At 62.4% G+C, this 20565-nt stretch carries 20 protein-coding genes; 11 read left to right on the top strand and 9 right to left on the bottom strand.

From position 1 onward, the window contains the following. Positions 1-272 precede the first annotated feature (272 nt). On the top strand, positions 273-1295 hold the full coding sequence (locus EK23_RS03015; protein WP_045223732.1) for a glycosyltransferase family protein: 1023 nt from the start codon (positions 273-275) through the stop codon (positions 1293-1295). Here the strand turns inward: EK23_RS03015 and EK23_RS03010 are convergent. The 6 genes from EK23_RS03010 to gcvH all read right to left on the bottom strand — a co-directional run bounded on the left by EK23_RS03010 (position 1264) and on the right by gcvH (position 6874). Beyond that, a complete protein-coding gene (locus EK23_RS03010) occupies positions 1264-1656 on the bottom strand; it encodes a hypothetical protein (RefSeq protein ID WP_045223731.1) in 393 nt (130 codons plus the stop codon). The two genes, EK23_RS03015 and EK23_RS03010, sit on opposite strands and share 32 nt — an antisense overlap. A gap of 116 nt (positions 1657-1772) precedes the next feature. Next, complete coding sequence (gene mazG, locus EK23_RS03005) at positions 1773-2561, bottom strand: nucleoside triphosphate pyrophosphohydrolase (RefSeq protein ID WP_045223730.1); 789 nt, start codon at positions 2559-2561, stop codon at positions 1773-1775. An 8-nt stretch (positions 2562-2569) separates the two neighbouring features. Next, complete coding sequence (locus EK23_RS03000; RefSeq protein ID WP_045223729.1) at positions 2570-3502, bottom strand: carbohydrate kinase family protein; 933 nt, start codon at positions 3500-3502, stop codon at positions 2570-2572. Between the two features lie 172 nt (positions 3503-3674). After that, a complete protein-coding gene (gcvPB, locus tag EK23_RS02995) occupies positions 3675-5126 on the bottom strand; it encodes an aminomethyl-transferring glycine dehydrogenase subunit GcvPB (RefSeq protein WP_045223728.1) in 1452 nt (483 codons plus the stop codon). Between the two features lie 12 nt (positions 5127-5138). Then, positions 5139-6485 (bottom strand): aminomethyl-transferring glycine dehydrogenase subunit GcvPA, encoded by a 1347-nt coding sequence (gene gcvPA / locus EK23_RS02990; RefSeq protein ID WP_045223727.1) that lies wholly within the window; start codon positions 6483-6485, stop codon positions 5139-5141. Then, positions 6485-6874, bottom strand: coding sequence for a glycine cleavage system protein GcvH (gene gcvH, locus EK23_RS02985; protein WP_045223726.1), 390 nt, complete (start codon positions 6872-6874; stop codon positions 6485-6487). The genes gcvPA and gcvH overlap by 1 nt, the downstream gene beginning before the upstream one ends. Before the next feature lie 235 nt (positions 6875-7109). Here gcvH and EK23_RS02980 point away from each other — a divergent pair, with 235 nt between their 5' ends. From EK23_RS02980 to EK23_RS02950, 7 genes are all read left to right on the top strand, one after another. Further along, the gene (locus tag EK23_RS02980) at positions 7110-7865 is read left to right on the top strand and encodes a type IV pilus assembly protein FimV (RefSeq protein WP_045223725.1); all 756 of its coding nucleotides are present in this window, start codon (positions 7110-7112) and stop codon (positions 7863-7865) included. Next, positions 7862-9058 carry a DNA-binding transcriptional response regulator gene (locus EK23_RS02975; protein WP_045223724.1) on the top strand — a complete coding sequence of 399 codons (1197 nt, stop codon included), beginning with the start codon at positions 7862-7864 and terminating at the stop codon, positions 9056-9058. The genes EK23_RS02980 and EK23_RS02975 overlap by 4 nt, the downstream gene beginning before the upstream one ends. 19 nt (positions 9059-9077) lie before the next feature. Then, positions 9078-9617: a GTP-binding protein gene (locus EK23_RS02970; protein WP_045223723.1), complete on the top strand. Its 540-nt coding sequence runs from the start codon at positions 9078-9080 to the stop codon at positions 9615-9617. A 1-nt stretch (position 9618) separates the two neighbouring features. Continuing rightward, on the top strand, positions 9619-10281 hold the full coding sequence (locus EK23_RS02965; protein ID WP_045223722.1) for a hypothetical protein: 663 nt from the start codon (positions 9619-9621) through the stop codon (positions 10279-10281). 194 nt (positions 10282-10475) lie between these two features. Beyond that, positions 10476-10838 (top strand): roadblock/LC7 domain-containing protein, encoded by a 363-nt coding sequence (locus EK23_RS02960; RefSeq protein ID WP_045223721.1) that lies wholly within the window; start codon positions 10476-10478, stop codon positions 10836-10838. Positions 10839-10874: 36 nt separating this feature from the next. Further along, entirely contained in the window at positions 10875-11348 is a 474-nt protein-coding gene (locus EK23_RS02955; protein ID WP_045223720.1) for a PAS domain-containing protein, read from the top strand. A gap of 31 nt (positions 11349-11379) precedes the next feature. Further along, entirely contained in the window at positions 11380-12126 is a 747-nt protein-coding gene (locus EK23_RS02950) for a phosphate/phosphite/phosphonate ABC transporter substrate-binding protein (RefSeq protein WP_045223719.1), read from the top strand. Between the two features lie 115 nt (positions 12127-12241). Here the strand turns inward: EK23_RS02950 and EK23_RS02945 are convergent, their stop codons facing one another. The 3 genes from EK23_RS02945 to ppk2 all read right to left on the bottom strand — a co-directional run bounded on the left by EK23_RS02945 (position 12242) and on the right by ppk2 (position 15436). After that, entirely contained in the window at positions 12242-12778 is a 537-nt protein-coding gene (locus tag EK23_RS02945) for a lipocalin family protein (protein WP_045223718.1), read from the bottom strand. 73 nt (positions 12779-12851) lie between these two features. Then, positions 12852-14357, bottom strand: coding sequence for a phenylacetate--CoA ligase family protein (locus EK23_RS02940; protein ID WP_045223717.1), 1506 nt, complete (start codon positions 14355-14357; stop codon positions 12852-12854). A gap of 65 nt (positions 14358-14422) precedes the next feature. Next, entirely contained in the window at positions 14423-15436 is a 1014-nt protein-coding gene (gene ppk2 / locus EK23_RS02935) for a polyphosphate kinase 2 (RefSeq protein ID WP_235281886.1), read from the bottom strand. Positions 15437-15652: 216 nt separating this feature from the next. Here ppk2 and fusA point away from each other — a divergent pair, with 216 nt between their 5' ends. The 3 genes from fusA to EK23_RS02920 are packed head-to-tail and all read left to right on the top strand — an operon-like array spanning position 15653 to position 20402. Then, a complete protein-coding gene (gene fusA, locus EK23_RS02930) occupies positions 15653-17662 on the top strand; it encodes an elongation factor G (RefSeq protein ID WP_045223716.1) in 2010 nt (669 codons plus the stop codon). Positions 17663-17667: 5 nt separating this feature from the next. Next, positions 17668-18507: a class I SAM-dependent methyltransferase gene (locus EK23_RS02925; protein ID WP_235281885.1), complete on the top strand. Its 840-nt coding sequence runs from the start codon at positions 17668-17670 to the stop codon at positions 18505-18507. A 47-nt stretch (positions 18508-18554) separates the two neighbouring features. Continuing rightward, the gene (locus EK23_RS02920; protein ID WP_145998539.1) at positions 18555-20402 is read left to right on the top strand and encodes a putative glycosyltransferase family protein; all 1848 of its coding nucleotides are present in this window, start codon (positions 18555-18557) and stop codon (positions 20400-20402) included. Positions 20403-20565: the final 163 nt, after the last annotated feature.

Raw genomic sequence — 20565 nt, 5'->3', positions numbered from 1 at the left:
CTATGCCGTCTTCTTCGACGCTGAAGCCTCTTGAGACGGATACCACTCGCCATTTCAGATCACGGCTTACCTAAATATTGCGGGGTTAGCCGCCGCTATCCAAACCGATTTGTGTGCCTCGAAACGGCCTAAAAAATAAAAAGCCTTCTACGTAAATTTACTCGTGTGGGACTTATGCTTTTTATAGATCCTTCTAAAACTTCGCTCCTACCTTACCTATGGGCGAAAATACTAATCTTAATTATTATACTTCGAATTTGATTGAAATGACTATGGTTGATATCAACTCATCTGATCCTAAGCCAAGAATAATTTGCATGACGCCGGTCAGGAATGAGTCATGGATACTGGAGAAATTCCTGGGCGCCGCCAGTCTGTGGGCTGACGACATCATTGTAGCCGATCAGTTTTCGGATGATGGTTCACGCGAGATCGCCTCAAAATTTCCGAAAGTTACCCTATTGGAAAATCCTTCCAAGGAATTCAATGAGCCTGCGCGTCAGAAACTGTTGATCGATGCTGCAAGAAAAATCGAAGGGCCAAGATTACTGATTGCACTGGACGCCGATGAGTTTCTCACTGCAAATTTTCATGAGAGCAAAGAATGGAAGTTCATCACGCGAGTTCCGCCGGGAACCGTTATCAGGTTGAAATTGATAAACCTGAAGCCTGATTTGGAAAGATATTGGTCGCCAAGAGTCTATTATGCGCGGGGCTTCATGGATGATGGTAGTGATCATGTTGGTACGATAATTCATAGCCCTCGTATTCCGATACCCTCAGATTCGATGAAAATAGACCTAGAAGAGATCAAGGTTTTGCATTACCAGTATACCGACTGGGAACGCATGGCCAGCAAACACAGGTGGTATCAATGCTGGGAACTCCTGAATCAGCCGGAGAGAAGTGCGTTCGAAATTTATTGCCAATACCATCATATGTACGAAGTGAAGGAATCCAATGTGTTGCCTGTCAAGGATATATGGACCAGATACTACTTGGAGCGGGATATTGATATAAATAACATCAATAAGGAAGGCGTGTACTGGTGGGACCGCGAAGTGTTGAGGTACTTCAAGGAATACGGGACCAGAAAATTCAAGAAACTCGATATCTGGGATGCAGACTGGCAAAGGGTGGTTGAACACTTCAAGATCGAAGGCGTTGCGCCTATCGTTGATCCGCGAAGCATGCTTGATAGACTAATTCATGCCTGGCTGAAATCGGGTAAATACAAAAAGCCAGGGCTATTTAATTTAATCGTTAGGAAAGTGCTGAGGGTCTTGCGCTGGTAGTGCAAGCCTGTACCTTTATGGTGGTGACGACGAAGCTCACTGCCGTATAAACCTTCCACCGGGTCTTGTTCCAGAAATCCGGATCAAAGGCCGCAATCACGAAAACCGTTGGATTGGCAAAGCCACCAATTGCCACGCACCAGCAAGCGATGATCGGAAGCTCGATGCCGACTCCATAAAATCCAAGGTTGAACAAGGCCATCAAGGCATAATCGATATGCGCCCTGATCATGGTCTTGTAATCGACCAGGAATTCCTGATCTATGCCTTTAATCGGAAACCATCGGGCAAAGGGCATGAGCCATGCCGACGCGAGTAGAGCGGTAATGCAGAAAACTGAGCCAACCAGCAATATTTCCATTATCCACCCTTACAAAAAAACAACATAGGATGTGCGGACGCCAGGACGCGCTTCGTGCGCGCCGATCAATTCAATCGGTGCGCATCACTTCGTTCAGCACATCCTATGAAATCTGCCTAGCTTTCCAAAACCTTGGCCTCGTCCCACAAGGCATCCATTTCCGACAAGCTGGCGTCGGCGAGGGAGCGGCCCTGGCTGGCGAGGCGGGATTCGACGTGCTGGAAGCGGCGCAGGAACTTGCGGTTGCCGGCCTGCAGGGCCGATTCCGCGTCCACTTTCAGGTGGCGCGCGAGGTTGACGGCCGCGAACAGCAGGTCGCCGATTTCTTCCTCGACATGCTCCCGTGTACCACCGGCACAGGCGGCGCGCAGTTCCGCCAGTTCCTCCTCGATCTTGGCGAAGACGCCTTCCGGGTCCGGCCAATCGAAACCGACGCGCGATGCGCGCTTCTGCAGTTTCTGGGCGCGCATCAGGGCGGGCAGGGCGGCGGCGACGCCGTCCAGCACGCTCTCGGGGTGTTCGCCAGTCTTATCCTTGTGCTCGTCGCGCTTGCTGTTTTCCCAGTAGTGCAGGCGTTCCTCATCGCTGGCGAACTCCATGCCGGCGAACACGTGGGGATGACGGCGCACCAGCTTGTCGGCGATGGCCCCGGCGACGGCGTCGAAGTCGAACAGACCTTGTTCTTCCCCGAGCCGCGAGTGGAATACCACCTGCAGCAGCAGGTCGCCCAGCTCGCTTTTCAGGTCGTGCAGGTCGCCGCGCTCGATGGCGTCGGCGACCTCATAGGCTTCCTCCAGGGTGTAGGGCACCAGACTGGCGAAATCCTGCTGCAGGTCCCAGGGGCAGCCGTCTTCCGGGTCGCGCAGGCGCGCCATGATGGCCAGCAGGCGCCGGGTGTTTTCCATGACTGCGCTCAGAAGCTGTGGCCGAAGTTCTCGTGGTAGCGTTCGCGGAAGGCCGCCAGGGTGAAGGAGTGGTTCTGGGTGCCGGCGGTTTCCACCTTCACCGCGCCCATCAGAGAGGCGATGCGGCCGGTGGTGGCCCAGTCCATGTCCTGCAGCAGGCCGAAGAGCAGGCCCGCCCGGTAGGCGTCGCCGCAGCCGGTGGGGTCCAGCACGGCCTTGGGCTTGGCCGCGGGAATTTCCAGGCATTGGCCGTCGGTGTAGATGAGGGAGCCGTTGGCGCCTCGGGTGATGACCAAGGCCTTCACCTTCTTGGCCAGTTCTTCCGGCTTAAGCCCGGTACGCTCCTGCATCAGCTGCGACTCGTAGTCGTTGAGGGTGACCCAGGTGGCCAGTTCCACGAATTCCAGCAGTTCCTCGCCATTGAACATGGGCATGCCCTGGCCCGGGTCGAAGATGAAGGGAATGCCGGCGGCGGCGAACTGCTGGGCGTGGGCGACCATGCCGTCCTTGCCGTCCGGGGCGACGATGCCCAGCTTGATGCCACGGTCGGTGGGCACGGTGTTCAGGTGCGAGTGGGACATGGCGCCGGGGTGGAAGGCGGTGATCTGGTTGTCGTCCATGTCCGTGGTGATGTACGCCTGGGCGGTGAAGCTCTCCTCCACGGTCCGAATGAATTCCTGGTTGATGCCGCAATAGGACATCCACTGGGCGTAGGGCTGGAAGTCCTTGCCCACGGTGGCCATGGGCAGCGGTTCGGACCCCAGCAGCTTCAGGTTGTAGGCGATGTTGCCGGCGCAGCCGCCGTATTCGCGGCGAAGGTCGGGCACCAGGAAGGAGACGTTGAGGATATGCACCTGCTCCGGCAGGATGTGGTTCTTGAAGCGGTCATGAAAAACCATGATGGTGTCATAGGCCATGGAACCGCAGATCAAAGCACTCATTGGAGAAATTCCCTTGGTTTGGGGGGCGAAGCCGCCTGATGGAGGAGAGGAAGTCCTTGGGCCGGGCCCGGGGAGGCACGGATCTGGTCTTCTCGATGGTTTTTGTAGTCTATTGAATTGTAATTTCTTTTTGACTCGCGGGAAATGGGCCTGAGCCGGCGTGACCGAGGCCTCAGGCCTGTGGCGGACGGTAGACCAGGTTCAGCCGTCGCGCCGCGCCTACTTCGTCCAGCCGTCGCACGGGCGTGGCATGGGGCGCCGACTTCAGCACTTCCGGCTGCGTGCGGGCTTCGGCCAGAATGGCGGCCATGGCCTCGGCGAAGCGGTCCAGGGTCTCCCGGCTCTCCGTCTCCGTGGGTTCGATCAGCATGCATTCGGGGATGAGCTTGGGGAAGTAGACCGTGGGCGCGTGCAATCCCAGGTCGAGCAGGCGTTTGGCGAAATCGTAGGCGCTGACGTGCAGTTCCTTGGCCACCTGTTTCAGGCTGATGATGAACTCGTGGGTGGCGCGGCGCTTTGGGAAGGCGGGCGTGAAGCCGGCGGCGGCGAGGCGCGCCATCAGGTAATTGGCATTGAGGGTGGCCAGTTCCGCCACCTGGCGCATGCCGTTGCCGCCCAGCATCAGGGCGTAGACATAGGCCCGCAACTGGACGCCGACATTGCCGCCGAAGGCGGTGAGCCGGCCGATGCTCTGCGGGCGGTCCGCCTCGTTCAGCCAGCGGTAGCTCCCGCCGTCGCGCAGCACATAAGGCAGGGGCAGGAAAGGTTCGAGCTTGTCGCCCACGCCCACCGGGCCGGAACCGGGTCCGCCGCCGCCGTGGGGGGTGGAGAAGGTCTTGTGCAGGTTGAGGTGGATGACGTCGAAGCCCATGTCGCCCGGACGGACTCGCCCCAGGATGGCGTTGAGGTTGGCGCCGTCGTAGTAAAGCAGGCCGCCGGCGCCGTGCACCAGCTCGGCGATGGCCTCGATGTGCCGCTCGAACACGCCCAGGGTGGAGGGATTGGTGAGCATGATGCCGGCGGTCTCCGGCCCCAGGGCGGCACGCAGGGCGTCCAGGTCCACGTCGCCCTCCGCATCGGTGGGAATCTCGCGCACGCGAAAGCCCGCCATCACCGCCGAGGCCGGATTGGTGCCGTGGGCCGCATCCGGCACCAGCATTTCCACTCGCCCGAAATCGCCGCGGCTGTCGTGATAGGCGCGGATCATGGAGACACCGGCGAATTCGCCTTGCGCGCCCGCGGCGGGCGCCAGCGAGACGGCCCGCATGCCGGTGACTTCCGCCAAAATGGACTGCAGATCGTGCAGGCAGGCCAGGGTGCCCTGGCCACCGGCTTCCAGCCCCAGCGGGTGGGCCGCCGCGAAGGCGGCGTCGCGCACCAGGGTGTGGCAGGCCTTGGGGTTGTACTTCATGGTGCACGAACCCAAGGGGTAGAAATGGGTGTCGATGGAGAAATTGCGCTGTGACAAACGGGTGTAATGGCGCACCGCGTCCAGTTCGGACACTTCCGGCAGCAGGGGCGCTTGCTTGCGCAGGAACTGCGCCGGGATGCCATCGGGCTCCGGGGCGGCGGCGGGCACTTGGGCGCCACCGCGCCCAGGCCGCGAAATCTCGAATATCAGCATGGGTTCCCTTTCCTAAAGCGTGTCTGTCAGGGCCTGCGCGTAAGCCTCGATGTCCTCGTCGCTGCGCATCTCGGTGACGCACACCAGCAGGCCGTTACCCAGTTCCGGGTAATCGCCGGAAAGATCGCAGCCGCCGAGGATGCCCCGCTCCGCAAGACCCGCCAGCACTTCGCCCGCAGGCCGAGGCAGGCGCAGCGCGGTTTCGTGGAAGAATGGCCCCTGGAACACGGCTTCCACGCCGGGCACGGCGCAGAGCCGGTCTCTCAGCTTGCGGGTGTTCTCATGGCATTGCAGCGCCACCCGCCGCAGGCCGTCCGGCCCCAGCAGCGCCATGTGGATGGTGGCGGCGGTGGCCATCAGGCCCTGGTTGGTGCAGATGTTGGACGTGGCCTTGCCGCGGCGGATGTGCTGCTCGCGGGCCTGCAGGGTGAGGGTAAAGCCCGGCTTGCCCTCCAGGTCCGTGGTGGCGCCCACCAAGCGCCCTGGCAGGTGATGCACCCATTGCTGGCGGCAGCAGAGGAAACCGAAATAGGGGCCACCGCCGGAGAGGGGCGCTCCCAGCGGCTGGCCGTCGCCGCAGGCGATGTCGGCGCCTTGCTCACCCCAGGTCCCGGGCGGCTGCAGCAAGGCCGTGGCAACGGGGGTGACCAGGCCGATGACCAGGGCGCCCAGGCGATGGCTGGCATCGGTCAGCGCGTCCGCATCTTCCAGCAGTCCGAAATAATTGGGCTGGGGTATCACAACCGCGCCCACGGAGCCGGGCTCGAAGCCGTCAAGTGTTTCAGGGGCCATGCGCCCAGTTGCCGGGTCCAGGGGCAGTTCCTGGAGTTCGATGCCCTGGCGTCCGATGAGGGTGGCCGCGACGCGCCGGTAGATCGGATTGACGGTCTTCGGGATCAGCACCCGCCGCGTCTTGGGGTTGGCGCGCAAGGCCATGAGTATGGCTTCCGCCAGGGCCGATGCGCCGTCGTAGAGGGAGGCGTTGGACACGTCCAGGCCCATGAGGCTGGCCATCATGGTCTGGAATTCATACAGCACCTGCAGGGTGCCCTGGGACGCTTCCGGCTGGTAGGGCGTGTAGGCGCTGTAGAACTCGCCGCGCTGGGCGATCTCCCACACTGCCGCGGGGATGTAGTGTTCGTAGGCGCCGGCGCCGGCAAAGCAGGTCAGCGGCCGGTTTTGCGCCGCGCGCCCGCGCAGGTGACGCACGGTTTCCATTTCGCTGAGCCCATCCGCCAGTTGCAGCGGCCCGGCGCGCAGGTTCTCGGGGATTTCGTCGAACAGTTCGTTCAGGGACGCGGCGCCGATGGCCGCCAGCATCTCGCGGACATCGCTCTCGGTATGCGGGGTGAAGGCCATCAGTCGGCGGCTTCCGCCACGGCCTGGTAGCCGGCCGCGTCCAGTAGCGCGTCCAGTTCGGAAAGGTCGGCGGGGCGTACCCGGAACAGCCAGGCGGCGTAGGCGTCCTGGTTCACTGCTTCCGGTGCGTCCTTCAGGGCGGCATTGGCCTCGATGATCTCGCCGGAAACCGGGCTGTAGATGTCCGAGGCCGCCTTCACCGACTCCACCACGGCGCAGGCGGAACCCGCCTTCACCTGGGCGCCGACCGCGGGCAGTTCCACGTAGACCAGATCCCCCAACTGCTGCTGCGCGAAATCGGTGATGCCGACCCGCACGGTGCCGTCGTTTTCGGCCAGAGCCCATTCGTGCGATTTCGCGTATTTCAGATTGCTCGGTAAGTTGCTCATGTGTCCTCGGCCAGGGCAGTGGATGCCTGAAACCTCCCGTGTTCCCTGGGTTTAGGGAGGCAGGCAGTTTGGTTGCGCTTCACGGTAAGTGAAAAAGCGCTTGAGGTAAAGCGCGCCAGGGAAAATCTCGATTGCCTTGCGGTTTCCGCCGGCACACTTCCAAGACGGCGTCTTGACTGTTGGGAGATTCGTCTATGCTTTTGGGTCAATAATATTGTGGGAATTGCGTTAGTCAATGAAGCAGTTGCTGCCTTCGAGCAAGCCTCTCATAGAGCCCGTTGCCGGGTCTTTGCCAGACGCAACACCGGTTGCCGCCGAGCTGGCTTTCTTGGTGGATGGTGAGAGTCGCTGGAACCTGCATCTGAAAGGGCCGGTCAATGGCAGTTTCGATGCTCTTGCTCAGGCGGTGGCGGCCCAGCCGGCCGCTCTGGAGTGGCATCTGCGGCGCATTCATTATTGCTACAGCCTGCGTGACGGCGATGAATTGTACGGGGCGCTGTTGGACCTTTTTATCTTTCTGGAAGGGCGTGGTCACGCTTTGCGGCGCCGCCTCCTGACGGGGGCCCGCGATCTGCTGCGGCCAGAAGATTTCTCCACGCTTGAGCGCAGCCTCATCGCGGGGCGGGTGCCGCCGGAGACCGAGCGTCCCTGTTCGCCTTTCTCGTTATTGTCCGAGGGTTTGCAGGGAAGGCTGGAGTTGGTGACGCCGCTGAGTCCGACAGGCTCAGGCGCCGTTCGCGACGCCTTGGTGGAGGCGCGTGAACATATCGAGTTCAGCCAATTGGAACAGGCGCGAGATGTGCTCGAAGCCGCCTTGCTCAGACAGCCACTGCGCGAAGACTTGCGGCAGGAGCTGCTGGCCTTGTACCGGGCGACCCGCGATGAGGAACGTTTTGTCAGGATGCGAGAGAACCTGCGGGAGGCGTTGGGAACGGTTCCGGTGGACTGGGACTGTCTAGACCGACCTAAAGGGGGAGATCAGCTGTCATGAGTACAAAGCAGGCACAGCCGCTGCACTTGCGGGTCCTGGGTTTCGACGATCGGGCCGTCAACATGTTTCGGCTGTTTTTGAAGGGGCCTTGCCACAACAAAGCGGTCATCGTCGAGGACGATCAAGGAGCCGATGCATTTCTGATCGATGTGGACGGTCAGCAAGGCGTTGCGAGCCTTTCGGAACAGCGCAAGAACCATCCTGATTCCGCGTTTATCGTGCTGTCCATGAAGCGTTACGCGGCCGCCGAAGGCCTCATCTTCGTGCAGAAGCCGGCCAGAACCCGGGAAATGCTGGAGGCCATCGAACAGGTTCACCAACTCGTGGCGGCACGCCGGCTGGTTGAGCAGAGCGCCGGCCTTACCGGTCCCGATCCGGCGATGAAGGTCATCAGGGGCGCTGACCGTTCGGGCCAGGCCGCCACGCACCGGGTCGCCATGATGTTGGACGAGCAGTCCTTTGGCAGTTACCTGGGCCATATGGATGACGTGGACCCCAATGCAAGATGGCAATGGCGAGGACTGTTCATTGATCCGAATCACTACCTGCAGACGCATATCGAGCATGCCGTGAGACAGGCCCTGGAGCACGGCAAGCCGACCCGGGTGGAAACGCGCTGGAAGCCAGTCTACGTCTTTCCCGAACAGCGGCTGATCACGGTCAATGCGGAGGAGGCGCAGATCCGTTCCGCCTGCGGCATTCCCTTCGAACGTATCGTCATCGCCGACGCCTCTGATCCGGAAAGCGGCGCCGAGCTGCAAGTCACCGAACTGGGAGATGCTCAGGCATTGGAGATTCTGAAGGAGGGAAAAGCGGTGCCGATTGAGGCGTTTATTTGGAAGATGGCGCTTTGGACTTCGAAAGGCAGATTGCCCACGGGAATAGACCCCCATCATCCCGTTATCCTTCGCCGCTGGCCAAACTTCACACGCATCCTGATGACACCCCATGCCATGCGAATCGCCGCCATGCTGTGGCAGCGTCCGGCCAGCTTGTTCGAGGTCGCGGCGGCCCTGGACATTCGTCAGCAGTTTGTCTTTGCCTTCTTCTACGCGGCCCAGGCTCTGAACCTTGCCGAAACCCGCGAGGCGACTGCCGTCGAAGTGGCCGCTGCGCCGGCCGTGGCGGCTGAGGAGAAGGCAGAGCGTGCCTCGTTGTTTGGCAAATTACTGAAGCGCCTCAGATTGTCTTAACCAGGGGGACACGGCTGCCATGACCCAGTACAACAAGATCATCTTTACCGGCCCGGTGGGGGCCGGAAAGTCCACCGCGATCGCCTCGCTCAGCGATATTCCCCCGGTGAGCACGGATCAGGCGGCTAGCGATATGACCAAGGAGCGCAAGGCATCCACCACGGTCGCCATGGACTACGGGATCATGAACCTGGCGGGCGGCGAAAAGATCCATCTTTACGGAACCCCGGGTCAGGAGCGCTTCGACTTCATGTGGGACATCCTCACCACCGGGGGCATCGGCCTGGTGCTGCTGCTGGACAACACCCGCGCCGACCCGTTCGATGACCTCAAGTTCTTTACCGGCAAGTTCCGTGACTTCATCCGTGACACCAGCCTGGTCGTGGGTGTTACCCAGATGGATCTGAGCCCAAGGCCTTATCTTGAAAATTACCATGATCATCTGCAGCAGATCGGACTGAAGGCGCCAGTGTTCGAGGTGGATGCCCGCCGCAAACGGGATGTTTCCCTGCTGGTTCAAACCCTGCTTTACGTGATTGACCCGGGACTGGAGGATTGAGGTGGGGCAATTCATCCTGAGCGACGGCTTGTACGTCTATCCCACGCCGGCGGGTACCTATTACGCATTTTCCAGCGCCGCCCGGCAGCCTGCGCAGGAACTGCTACGCGCACTGCTGGCAGAGCCCGTGACGCCGATGTTGACCTTGGACGGGTTGCAGCGCTGGTCGACTTTAGAGGACCCGGATCAGGCGATGTCGCTCCTGCACCACGCTCAGCAGGCTCGCTGGGTGCAAGGCTTCGAAGCGCCATTGCGCTGTCCGAGTCAGGCGGTTGAGGAGAGCGTGCCGCCCCTGCTGGCAGCGCTGTCCAGCCAGGGCAGGGGACTTCTGGCCGATAGTCAGGGTTTCCATCTTGCCTCCGCAGGCTTCCCTCACGAGGTTGCCGAGGAACTGTCGGGCCTGAGCGCAGAACTTGCCAGCATGAACGAGCGACGCTCCGGTCTGCTGCTGAACAACATGGGACTGGCCTCCAGCGCTTGGTCTGTTGCGGATGCCGCCGGGACTTCGCGCCTGGGTTTTTGGCCCATCTACGTGGGGGGCTTGCGCTTTGTCCTCGTCATCCAAGGCGCGCCACGCCTGAACCAGCCCGAATACGTCAGGCTGGTATGGATACTGAACCAGCGATTCAATTCGGCCCTGCCAGTTTCGCAAAGCCATCATTAGATGCGACGCGGCCTTCAGGGTCGGACCTTCCGGTGCCGGGAGCGCACCGGCGCGGCCTTGCTGCCGCAGTAGCCGCGACAGGGCGAATTCCTGGGCGGCGCAAGCCCAAAGACGCCGGAGAGTGTTTTCGGGCTGTTTCAAGGAAGAGTCAAGTTGTTCATTCCTCTGATAATCATCTGAATAGGAATCTTGCCATGCGCGCTGACATGCTCACTTCAATCTTGAACGAACTCAATGGCACCTCTGCCGACATCGAAGCGTCCGGGATCATATCCACCGACGGTCTCGTCATGGCCGCGGTGCTGCCCCAGTCCATGGACGAGGACCGTGTCGGCGCCATGAGCGCCGCCATGCTCTCCCTGGGCGATCGGACCTCGCAGGAGCTGGCGCGCGGAACGCTGGAGCAGGTGCTGATCAAGGGCGACAAGGGATACGTGCTGATGACCTATGCAGGCAAGGAGGCGGTATTGACCGTGATGGCCAAGCCCAACGCCAAGCTGGGGTTGATCTTTCTCGACGTGAAGAGGGCCGCCGAGAACATTGCCACCTTCATCTAGGCCGTTGCCGACCATGCTTGCAGAGAGGAGGTCCTCATGAAGGACATGAACCCCGCCGATATCGTCGGCGAATATCGCGAACAGACCTTGACGTACCACGACGGGACCAGCCGCAAGGTGCTGGTGACGGATATTGAAACGCCCTATCCGGAGGGTCGTCTTATTGTTTCCTGCACCGATCCCGACGGCATCATCACCCAGTGCAATCAGTCCTTTGTGGAGATGTCCGGTTACACCCGGGAGGAGCTGATCGGCATGCCCCACTGTATCCTGCGCCACCCGGACATGCCGCCGGCCGCTTACAAGGACCTGTGGAGCACCGTGCAGCGCGGGGAGAAATGGCAGGGTTTTGTGAAAAACCTGCGTAAGGACGGCGGCTATTACTGGGTCAAAGCAACGGTGGTGCCCAATGTCCGCCAAGGCAAGTTGGTGGGCTTTACCTCTGTGCGCCGCAAGCCCTCGCGCCGCAAGGTGGAGGAATGCATCGCCCTTTATCCCACCCTATTCTGACAACACGGCTGCAACGCCCGGGAGCCCGGCCATGACCTCAATTTTCACCGTCAGTCCAGACTTCACGCCGGATCACCTCTCCGGCTGGTTCATTTTCAACACCTGGCTGCAGAAAGCCATGGACATGCATCTGCACCTGCAGCTTTATGACGATTTCGACAGCTTGCACCGCGCTGTTGCGTCGGACGAGATCGACCTCATTTACGCGAACCCATATGATGCCGCCATGCTGGTGCGTGACAAGGGCTTCAAGCCGTTGGTCAAGCCGGAAGGCAAAGCGGACGAGGCACTGATCGCGGTGAGCGAATCCAGTCCCTTCCAGAGCGTGGAGGACTTGCCGCCGGGAACTCGCATCGCTACCACCGGCGATCCGGATGTGCATCTGATGGGTATGATCATGCTGGAGCCCGCCGATTTGGACGCCGGGTCCGTCAGCCTGAAACACTGCGAGTCGTATGTGCTGGTCGCCAAGGAATTGATCAAAGGGACCGCAGATGCCGGGATTTTCTTGCTGGAGGCCTTTCAGGACATGACGTCCGTCACCCGCAGCCGGCTTCGGGTTCTGGTGAAAAGCCAGATACATGTCGTCCACCACGCCCTGATGATAGGGCCGCGCTTGGCCGCGCACCGAGAGCGCATGGCGAAGGCGTTGACGGAGATGCACACCTGCGAGAAAGGCGCTGGCGTTTTGGCGGAACTCGCATTTCCGCGCTGGGAAGCGGTGGAGGATGAGGACATGGAGTTCATGATCGATCTGATGGATGCCCTCAACACCTGACAGTCGCGGTTGCTCCGCGCCTCGCGGGTCAGCGCCACCCTTCCAGCCCTGCCTTAACCCTGCCGCTTCACCGGGCCGATGTCAGTGCGGTCATCGCAGGGTGCCCGGAGTGGCCTCACCGTGTCGCCTCGGGCCAGCGCTGCGGCATCGTCTGGATCTGATCTTCGCTGTAGCCCAGGTCCGTGGCCCGTTTCACCAGGCTCTGGTAGGTGGCCTCGGGTAGCTGCGGGCTGCGGGCCATGATCCAGACATAATCCCGGGCCGAGCGGCCGATGATGGTGACGGAATAGTCATCGGCCAGGTAGACCACGCGATACTCGGCCTTGAACGGCCACAAAAAGCGCATGCCCCACACCGCATCGCCGCTACCCTCCTCGACAAAACCGGTAGGGTGATAGACCTTGAGGGGGCCGTCGAAGGCGCCCTGGCGGAAGCGGTAGGTGGTCGCGATGCTGCCGTCCGGGTTGCGGGCGTAGGATTCGACGGCGTTGTGGGCGTCGCCGTCGAGGAAGGTCGGGGTGTAGCCGATGACGTACCAGTCACCCATGAAGCGGTCCAGATCGACAGACTTCACGGTGGCGATGGGGGCATTGCCCGCGCAGCCGGAGAGGGCGAGCAGAGCGGGAAGCAAAAGCGAGGCGAGGCGGCGCATGAGTCTGGCTCCGGATGGCAAGGACGCTTGTGAGACAAAGGCCGCGCCAATTGGTTGCGCCAGTGTCTCGCCCTCAGCGGCGGGTATAGCGGTGCTTGATGCCGGCCGGGAAATACTCGGGGTCGGCGAAGGCGCGCAGTTCCACCTGGGGCGTTTGCCGCGCAGCCGGGACATAGTTGGCGAATTCGCTGTTGAGGCGCAGAACCTCGCGCCGGATCGAGTCGGCGATGGCGTCGCCGTTTACCTGGCCCGGCTCCTGGCCCGGCAGCAGTTCCACCACGATGTGCAGCAAGGCCGAGCCGTCGGCGTCGCTGTGGGTCTGCATCACGAACTTGCCGCTGACCGAGCGGCAGATCTCCGGCTGCTCCAGCCCCACCACCACATTCTCGGGGTAGATGTTCGCGCCATAGAAGGAGACGGTGAAATCCGCCCGACCGAACACCCAGGCAAAGGGCAGGGGGTAGCCGTTGTCGCCGGGCCGAAGGCCATATTCCTCCAGGGCGTCGCAGCCGTGTTCGCGGAGGAAGGCCAGCATGGCTTCGTAACTTGCGATGCCGCCCCGGTCGGCGATGTGATAGCGCACCAGGGGCACGCCATTGTCGCAGGTGACCGCCAGGGTGCCGTCGATGACTTCGAGGTAACGGCTCATGGGGTCGTATTGCACCAGCGTAGGCAGGCGGGATTCGCCGAACAGTTCGCGTGCCGCCTCCGGGTGTTGGGCCAGGAAGCGGCGGATGGCGATGCTCAGCGGCGTCTCGTGGCCGAGCACGCCGCCGTCGGCGGTGCCGTAAAGCGAGACGGAGTCGTAGCAGGGATCGGTGGAGCCGATGCGTTCGCCTATGAGGGCGCGCCATTCCTCGCTGAACACCTCGCCGGCAAATACCAGCTTGATGCGGTAGGCAGACCAGTCCACTCCCTGGCTGAGGCCGCTGTCGATGACATCTTTCACGTAAGGCGGATAGCCCAGCAGCACGGTCTGATCGAATTCCGGGGCGAGTTCGCGCACCACCCGCAGGATCTCGTCGGTCTTGTTGCCCGGCGTGGCGACCAGGAGAGGGTAGCCCTTGGTTGCCAGATGCCAGCAGCTGGAGGCGGTATACATGCCGCCCACCCAATTGCCCAGCGGAAAACACACCACCGCCAGGGTGCGCCGCTTGTGGCCGCTGAAACTGTGGCGGAACACCTGCTCGAAGCGCTGCGCCACCTCCAGCTCGTGCACCACCGAACGGGGCCAGAAGGTGGGTGTGCCGGTGGAGCCTGAAGATACCGCGAGGCGGTTGCAGCGACTCAGGTCACCGCGGGAGCAGCGCTCGGGCAGCGAATAGACCTGCATGTAATTGGCCTTGTTCATCAGCGGCAGACGCGCGAAATCAGCCGGCAACTTCACCGATTCCACGGCGAATCCTTGATCGCTGAGGAAGCGGGGGTAGGCGGGCACATCCTTGAGAGTGTGCAGGAAAAGACCGAAAGCGTTGGCGCGCGGATCGCCGTCCCGGTGCTGCGCCATGACGTCGTCCAGCGGGCGGGTGAGGAAGGTGGTGAGGGTGTTGAGCAGTTTACGGGGATGATCGGAATGCATGCGGGTCTCTTGGCTTCCAGCCGGGTTGGGCGGGGCCGGCCTCGAAGGCCCCGCCGTAGCCTAGTTTACGGGGTGGTGAAGTGTTGTTCTTCCTCTTTCAGGACCGTGCGCGCCGCGCCGACCAGCAGCGGGTCGGGCGGGCTCGCCACCTTGGGATTCTTGTCCGGATAGGGCAGCTCATAGAGGAAATGGCGCATGCAGTTGATGCGCGCGCGCTTCTTGTCGTCGGACTTGATGACCGTCCAGGGCGCGTCGGCGGTGTCGGTATTGAAGAACATCACCTGCTTGGCCTCGGTGTACTCGTCCCAGCGGTCCAGGGACTTGATGTCGATGGGGCTGAGCTTCCAGTGCTTGAGCGGGTCGTCGCGCCGTGAGACGAAGCGCCGCAGCTGCTCCTCGCGGCTGACGGAGAACCAGTATTTGAACAGCAGGATCCCGCTGTTCACTAGCATGCGTTCAAACTGTGGCGTCTGGCGCAGGAATTCAAGGTACTCCAAGGGCTTGCAGAATCCCATTACGCGTTCCACGCCGGCCCGGTTGTACCAGGAGCGGTCGAAGAACACCATTTCCCCGGCGGTGGGAAAGTGGGAGATGTAGCGTTGGAAATACCATTGACCCCGTTCCACCTCGGTGGGTTTTTCCAGGGCCACGACGCGCGCGCCGCGGGGGTTCAGGTGCTCCATGAAACGCTTGATGGTGCCGCCCTTGCCCGCGGCGTCCCGGCCCTCGAACAGCACGATGACCCGTTGCCCGGTGGCTTTCACCCAGCTTTGCACCTTGAGCAGCTCGATCTGCAGGTCTTTTTTGTGGCGCTCGTATTCCCGGCGCCGCATGCGCCCCGGGTAGGGATAACCCGCCGGCAGCGGGGCGACTTCGCTGTCCTCGTCGCTACCATGGGGGGCGGTGGCGATCAGATGGGCCGTGGGCTCGTGGCTGATGGCCTCGATTTCCTCGGCGGCTTCCGGATTAGGCGGAATGGGTTCGGCGGGCGCAGCGGATGCTGCCTCGATATCTTCGCCGGTCGCTGCCGCCAGGGGGGGCGGCGCCTTCTCTAGTTTTCTGACTTTGTTAGTGCTCACGAGAGGCTCCACGTTGGTTTCGCTGCCAAGCCTGCTGCTGGCCTGGACCTTCCGCGTTGCATGCGGCGTGGTCCTGACCTTTCCACGGTCGACAGTTTAGCGCGGCTTAAAGCCTGCGGCCAATGTGGACAATCCCCCCGCAGTTGCGTGATAGTTATCGCCGACAACGGCCGCCCTCACGCGGCGCTCCCTTGGACCTGAATATCAGATCCCGCCATGACAGACCACACCACGGAAAGCCTCCGCAACATCGCCCTGATCGGCCAGGCCGGCAGCGGCAAAACCACGCTCACACAGGCGCTGCTCGGCCGCGCGGGCGTCTCCGCCGCCAGCGACAATGATCCTTTGGAGAAGCAACTGGGACATACGTTGGAGGCCGCTCTCTATCATTTCGAACACGGCGGCGCGCGGGTCAACCTGCTGGATACACCCGGCTCGCCGGACCTTTTGGGACGCGCCCTGGCCGCGCTGCCAGCGGTGGAGACGGCGGCCATAGTGATCAACGCCCAGTCGGGTCTGGAGGTCGTCGCCCATCGGGGCATGGAGGCGGCGGCGCGCCAGCGCCTGTGCCGGCTGCTGGTGGTGAACAAGATCGATGCCGGCGAGATCGACCTGGCGGCGCTGCTGGAGGAAATCCGCGAGGTGTTCGGCAAGGAGTGCCTGCCCATCAACCTGCCGGCGGGCGGCGGGGCGCGGGTCGTGGATTGTTTCTTCGCGCCGGGCGGGGAGGAAACCGATTTCTCCTCGGTGGCCAAGGCCCATGGGGAGATCATCGACCAGGTCGTGGAGGTGGATGAGACGCTCATGGCCTTGTATCTGGAGCAGGGGGAGGAATTGCAGCCGGAGCAGTTGCACGACCCTTTCGAAAAGGCGCTGCGCGAGGGCCATCTGATTCCCGTTTGCTTCGTCTCGGCCCGCACGGGCGCGGGGGTAACCGAACTGCTGGATATTCTTGAGCGGCTGATGCCTCACCCGGGCGAGGGCAACCCGCCGCAGTTCCTCAAGGGCGAAGGGCCCGGTGCCGAACCGGTGCGGGTCGCGCCGGATCCGAGCCTGCATGCGGTGGGGCATGTATTCAGGCTGAAGATCGACCCCTTCCTGGGGCGGGTGGGCTTCTGCCGCATGCACCAGGGCAGCCTGTCGGTCAACGGCCAGTATTTCGTCGGCGATGGGCGCAAACCCTTCAAGCTGGCCCATCTGTTCCAGGTGCAGGGCAAGGAGCATCAGCCCTTGACCCACGCCATTCCCGGCGACATCTGCGCGATCGCGAAGGTGGACGAGTTGCATCATGACGCGGTGATCCACGATTCCCACGAGGAAGACCATTACCACCTGCGCTCCGTGGATTTCCCCAGGCCCATGGCGGGCGTCGCCATCGCGCCGGTGCGCCGCGGCGACGAGCAGAAACTCTCCGACGCCCTGCACAAGCTGGTGGCCGAGGACCCCAGCCTGCAGGTGGAGAGCACCGCCGGCGAGACCGTCATCCGCGGCCAGGGGGATTTGCACCTGCGGGTGGCCCTGGACGGCATGAAAGAGCGTTACCACGTGGAGGTGGAAACGCGGCCGCCCAGCGTACCCTACCGGGAAACCATCACCCAGGCGGCGGAAGGCCACCACCGGCACAAGAAGCAGACCGGCGGCGCCGGGCAGTTCGGCGAGGTGTATCTGCGCGTGGAACCCCTGGAGCGGGGGGCCGGTTTCGAGTTCGTGGACGCGGTGGTGGGCGGGGCCATACCCTCCCAGTTCCTTCCCGCGGTGGAAAAAGGCGTGCGCCAGGTGGTCGCCAGCGGGGCCATCGCGGGCTTTCCCATCGAGGACATCCGAGTCACCGTGTACGACGGCAAGCACCATTCCGTCGATTCCAAGGAGGTGGCCTTCGTCGCCGCCGGCAAGAAGGCCTTGCTGGACGCCATCGCCCAGGCCAGACCCATCGTGCTGGAGCCGGTGGTGGAGATCCGGGTCACCGCGCCCAGTTCCGCCGCGGGCGATCTCAGCGGCGACCTTCTTGCTCGGCGTGGCCATGTGAACGGCACCCGCACCTTGGCCGGGGGGCGTGTCCGCCTGTCCGGCCAGGTGCCCCTGGGCGAGATGCAGAACTACCCCTCGCGGCTGAAGTCGCTCACGGCGGGCGAGGGTACCTATGACATGGAATTCCATCATTACGCCCAGGTGCCGGAACAGGTCCAGCATGCCCTGATGAAGGATTTCAGGCCGTCGGAAGACTGATGGGCATGATGCCGCTCCGCCTGCCGTATTTCGATACCCTGCTGACGCTGCTGGATGAGGGTGACGAGGCCGTGACGCAGTGCTTCGGCCGCCATGTGCACTGGGGCTACTGGCCTGAGCCAGCGCTGGCGGACCGAACCTTGCCAGGTTTTGCGGCGGCGGCCGAGGCCTTGTCCCGGCGCGTGGCGGACGCCGCCAAGGTCGCTCCCGGCATGTCCATGCTGGACGCGGGCTGCGGCTTCGGTGGCACATCCCTTGGTATTGCAGAACGCTGCGAGGGAGCGGAGGTGACAGGGCTCAATATCGATGGCCGCCAACTGGTACGCGCGCAGTCCATGCTCTGCGCTTCGGCGCGGGCTCCGGCTTGGGTGCAGGGCGATGCCTGCAACTTGCCATTCGCCGATGGCAGCCTGGATGCCGTGGTGGCGGTGGAGTGCATCTTCCACTTCGGCAGCCGCGCGCGGTTTTTTCAGGAAGCCTTTCGTGTCCTGAAGCCGGGAGGACGCCTGGCGCTCTCGGACTTTCTGCCACGGCCGGCGATGCGTCCGCTGATTCGCGTGGTAGCCTTGTGGCCCGCCCACGCCGGTTTCTATGGCCGCTGCGATCTGGGGCATACCCTGGCCGATTACCGCAAGCTGGCCCTCGATTCGGGTTTCGTGCTTGATACGGTCGAGGACATCACCGACAACACCCTGCCGACCTATCCGGTGTTGCGCGATCTGGCGCAGCAGGTTCGCTGGCCGGGGTGGTCGGCCGCCGTCGAGACGCTCATGGCTGAGTGGGCTAGCCGGATGGGTATTCTTCGCTATTACGTGCTGGGGATGGAGAAGCCGACGAATCCCTGAACCGGCTTGGATGGTCATCGCCCAAGCGAACACTTTAAGGAGGCGGCATGGCGGGGTTTCAAGGGATGTATGGGCGGGCTACGCGGCTGAGCCGAGGGCAGGCTTTGGTCCCGCTGGCGGTGTTTGCCTTTCTGCTTGTCGCGTTTCATGGCGTCTTCGGAGCTTTCTTTCCCAACCGTGGCGGAGGACTCGGCCATGATTACTCCTACTACATGCCGATCCTGTTGGCGGGGGAATATTGGCGGCAGACCAACGGGTTCTGGAGCCTGCCCTGGTTCACGCCCGCCTTCTGCGGCGGTCAGCCGCTGTTGCCGGACCCGCAGTCCTTCTATTACTCCCTGCCTCAGTTCCTGACCGCCTGGGTTGATCCCCTCGCGGCACTCTATCTGACTTTCCTGGTATTCGCCGCCGCCGGTTTCTGGGGCTTTTATTTCCTCGCCCGCCGTGGATTCGACGCCGGCATGGCGGTTTCCTTGCTGGGAGCGGCGCTGTTCATGTACAACGGATTTTTCGTGCACCGGATGCTGATCGGCCACATCACGTTCCACGGGGTGATGTTGGTGCCCTGGGTCGCACTGGCCTTGCTGGGCGGACAAGGTGCCGGCGACGGGAAGGAAACCCGTTGCCTGGTGCCGGGCTTGCTCGCGGGCCTCTGCGGCGCCTATTGGCTTTACGCCGGGATGCTGCACCTGATCATCCCTTCCGTGCTGGCCATCGGCTGCCTGATCCTGATTCGTCAGTTGCGTCGTCCGCTTTCCTGGCGCGCCATCGCCACGCGCGGGGCCATCGCCGCGGGTGTGAGCGCTGGCCTGGGTGCCTTCAAGATCGTGGCGGCGCTGTCCTTCATGCAGCACTTTCCCCGTACCGACTACAGCTTGCCGGGGGTCGATTCCGTGGCGCATGCCCTGTGGTTGCTGGTGCAAACCCTGTTCTTTGCGCCGGCCGGGATTGCCGAGCTGATAGCGCCGGACCTGCGTCAGGTGCAATGGAGGCTGGACCGCCACGAGTTCGAGTTCGGCGTCGGCGTGGTGCCGTTGCTTGCTTTGCTCGGTGCAGCCTGGCACTGGCTGGTGCACCCTATCGGCCGCTCTGCCAGGCTATGGATGGGCGTATCGGCCATGCTGGCGCTGTTGGCGATTCCGCTCGCAGTGAATGTGTATTCACCGGACTGGAATGCCTTCCTGAAGCGGCTGCCCCTGCTGGGTGCCAGCAGCAATCTGTTCCGCTGGTATTTCGTTTATGTTCCGGTCTGTGCCATGGCCACCGTGGTGCTGTTGCAGAAGCTGCCCGCCAGGACCCGGGCTCCCTTGGCGGCGGCGGGCATGGCGCTCACCCTCTTGGGTAATGGCTTTGCCGACCGACGCTTTTACGAGCACGAATCCTATGATCCTGCCCCTATTACCACGGGATGGCTGGATTTGCACCAGTCTAGGGTCGTCCCGGAGATTCGGGCGGTCGATGACGACGGCTTGCCGGGAAAACGTCATTTCCCCAACGATCCGCTGGTGAGCGGCGTCTCCGGGTTCCCCTGCTACAACCCGGTCTTCGGTTACAGGCTGGAGAACCTGCCCGTAAAGCAGTTGACCGAGGGCCCGATCGACCGCGTGCAGGGCGGGAGGCTGAATCTGAAAAATCCCGCCTGCTATGTGTTCCCGGAGGCCAATGGCTGCGAGCCGGGCGATCATTTCCGGGAGACCGAGCGCGCCGAGCTTCTGGCGTTCGCACGCTACCGCCCGATTGCATTTGAGCGCCCCACGGCGCAGCGCGTGGCTGAAGGGATCAGCGCATTAACCCTGGTTTTCTGCGTGGGCGTGCTGCTGTGGCACGGCATACTGGCCGCCGTTTCCTGGATTCGTCGGCGTCCGCTGTGGATCAATCCGCCGCCAAGCTCTTGATGTGATTGCCACCTGTTGCGCATTGCGGGCAACAGTGTTTCCCAGACTGAGCTATTTGCCCCCCCGACGCAGATGGTAGACTCAATTTTCCACTATTAAGCTCGGTAAAAGCGCGACGCTCAGCGCCCCTTCTGCCGAAGAAGAAACCAATCACGCAAGGAGA

This window comes from Methyloterricola oryzae (assembly GCF_000934725.1).
GTDB lineage: Bacteria > Pseudomonadota > Gammaproteobacteria > Methylococcales > Methylococcaceae > Methyloterricola > Methyloterricola oryzae.
This window is presented reverse-complemented; position numbering and strand designations above follow the sequence as displayed.

Coding starts and splice junctions, on each gene's coding strand:
- gcvPB (WP_045223728.1), bottom strand. CDS start 5,126: ATGCTGATATTCGAGATTTCGCGGCCTGGGCGCGGTGGCGCCCAAGTG.
- EK23_RS02970 (WP_045223723.1), top strand. CDS start 9,078: ATGACCCAGTACAACAAGATCATCTTTACCGGCCCGGTGGGGGCCGGA.
- mazG (WP_045223730.1), bottom strand. CDS start 2,561: ATGGAAAACACCCGGCGCCTGCTGGCCATCATGGCGCGCCTGCGCGAC.
- EK23_RS02975 (WP_045223724.1), top strand. CDS start 7,862: ATGAGTACAAAGCAGGCACAGCCGCTGCACTTGCGGGTCCTGGGTTTC.
- EK23_RS03000 (WP_045223729.1), bottom strand. CDS start 3,502: ATGAGTGCTTTGATCTGCGGTTCCATGGCCTATGACACCATCATGGTT.
- EK23_RS03010 (WP_045223731.1), bottom strand. CDS start 1,656: ATGGAAATATTGCTGGTTGGCTCAGTTTTCTGCATTACCGCTCTACTC.
- EK23_RS02920 (WP_145998539.1), top strand. CDS start 18,555: ATGGCGGGGTTTCAAGGGATGTATGGGCGGGCTACGCGGCTGAGCCGA.
- gcvPA (WP_045223727.1), bottom strand. CDS start 6,485: ATGGCCTTCACCCCGCATACCGAGAGCGATGTCCGCGAGATGCTGGCG.
- EK23_RS02945 (WP_045223718.1), bottom strand. CDS start 12,778: ATGCGCCGCCTCGCCTCGCTTTTGCTTCCCGCTCTGCTCGCCCTCTCC.
- EK23_RS02960 (WP_045223721.1), top strand. CDS start 10,476: ATGCGCGCTGACATGCTCACTTCAATCTTGAACGAACTCAATGGCACC.
- gcvH (WP_045223726.1), bottom strand. CDS start 6,874: ATGAGCAACTTACCGAGCAATCTGAAATACGCGAAATCGCACGAATGG.
- fusA (WP_045223716.1), top strand. CDS start 15,653: ATGACAGACCACACCACGGAAAGCCTCCGCAACATCGCCCTGATCGGC.
- EK23_RS02955 (WP_045223720.1), top strand. CDS start 10,875: ATGAAGGACATGAACCCCGCCGATATCGTCGGCGAATATCGCGAACAG.
- EK23_RS02940 (WP_045223717.1), bottom strand. CDS start 14,357: ATGCATTCCGATCATCCCCGTAAACTGCTCAACACCCTCACCACCTTC.
- EK23_RS02950 (WP_045223719.1), top strand. CDS start 11,380: ATGACCTCAATTTTCACCGTCAGTCCAGACTTCACGCCGGATCACCTC.
- EK23_RS02980 (WP_045223725.1), top strand. CDS start 7,110: ATGAAGCAGTTGCTGCCTTCGAGCAAGCCTCTCATAGAGCCCGTTGCC.
- EK23_RS02925 (WP_235281885.1), top strand. CDS start 17,668: ATGATGCCGCTCCGCCTGCCGTATTTCGATACCCTGCTGACGCTGCTG.
- EK23_RS03015 (WP_045223732.1), top strand. CDS start 273: ATGGTTGATATCAACTCATCTGATCCTAAGCCAAGAATAATTTGCATG.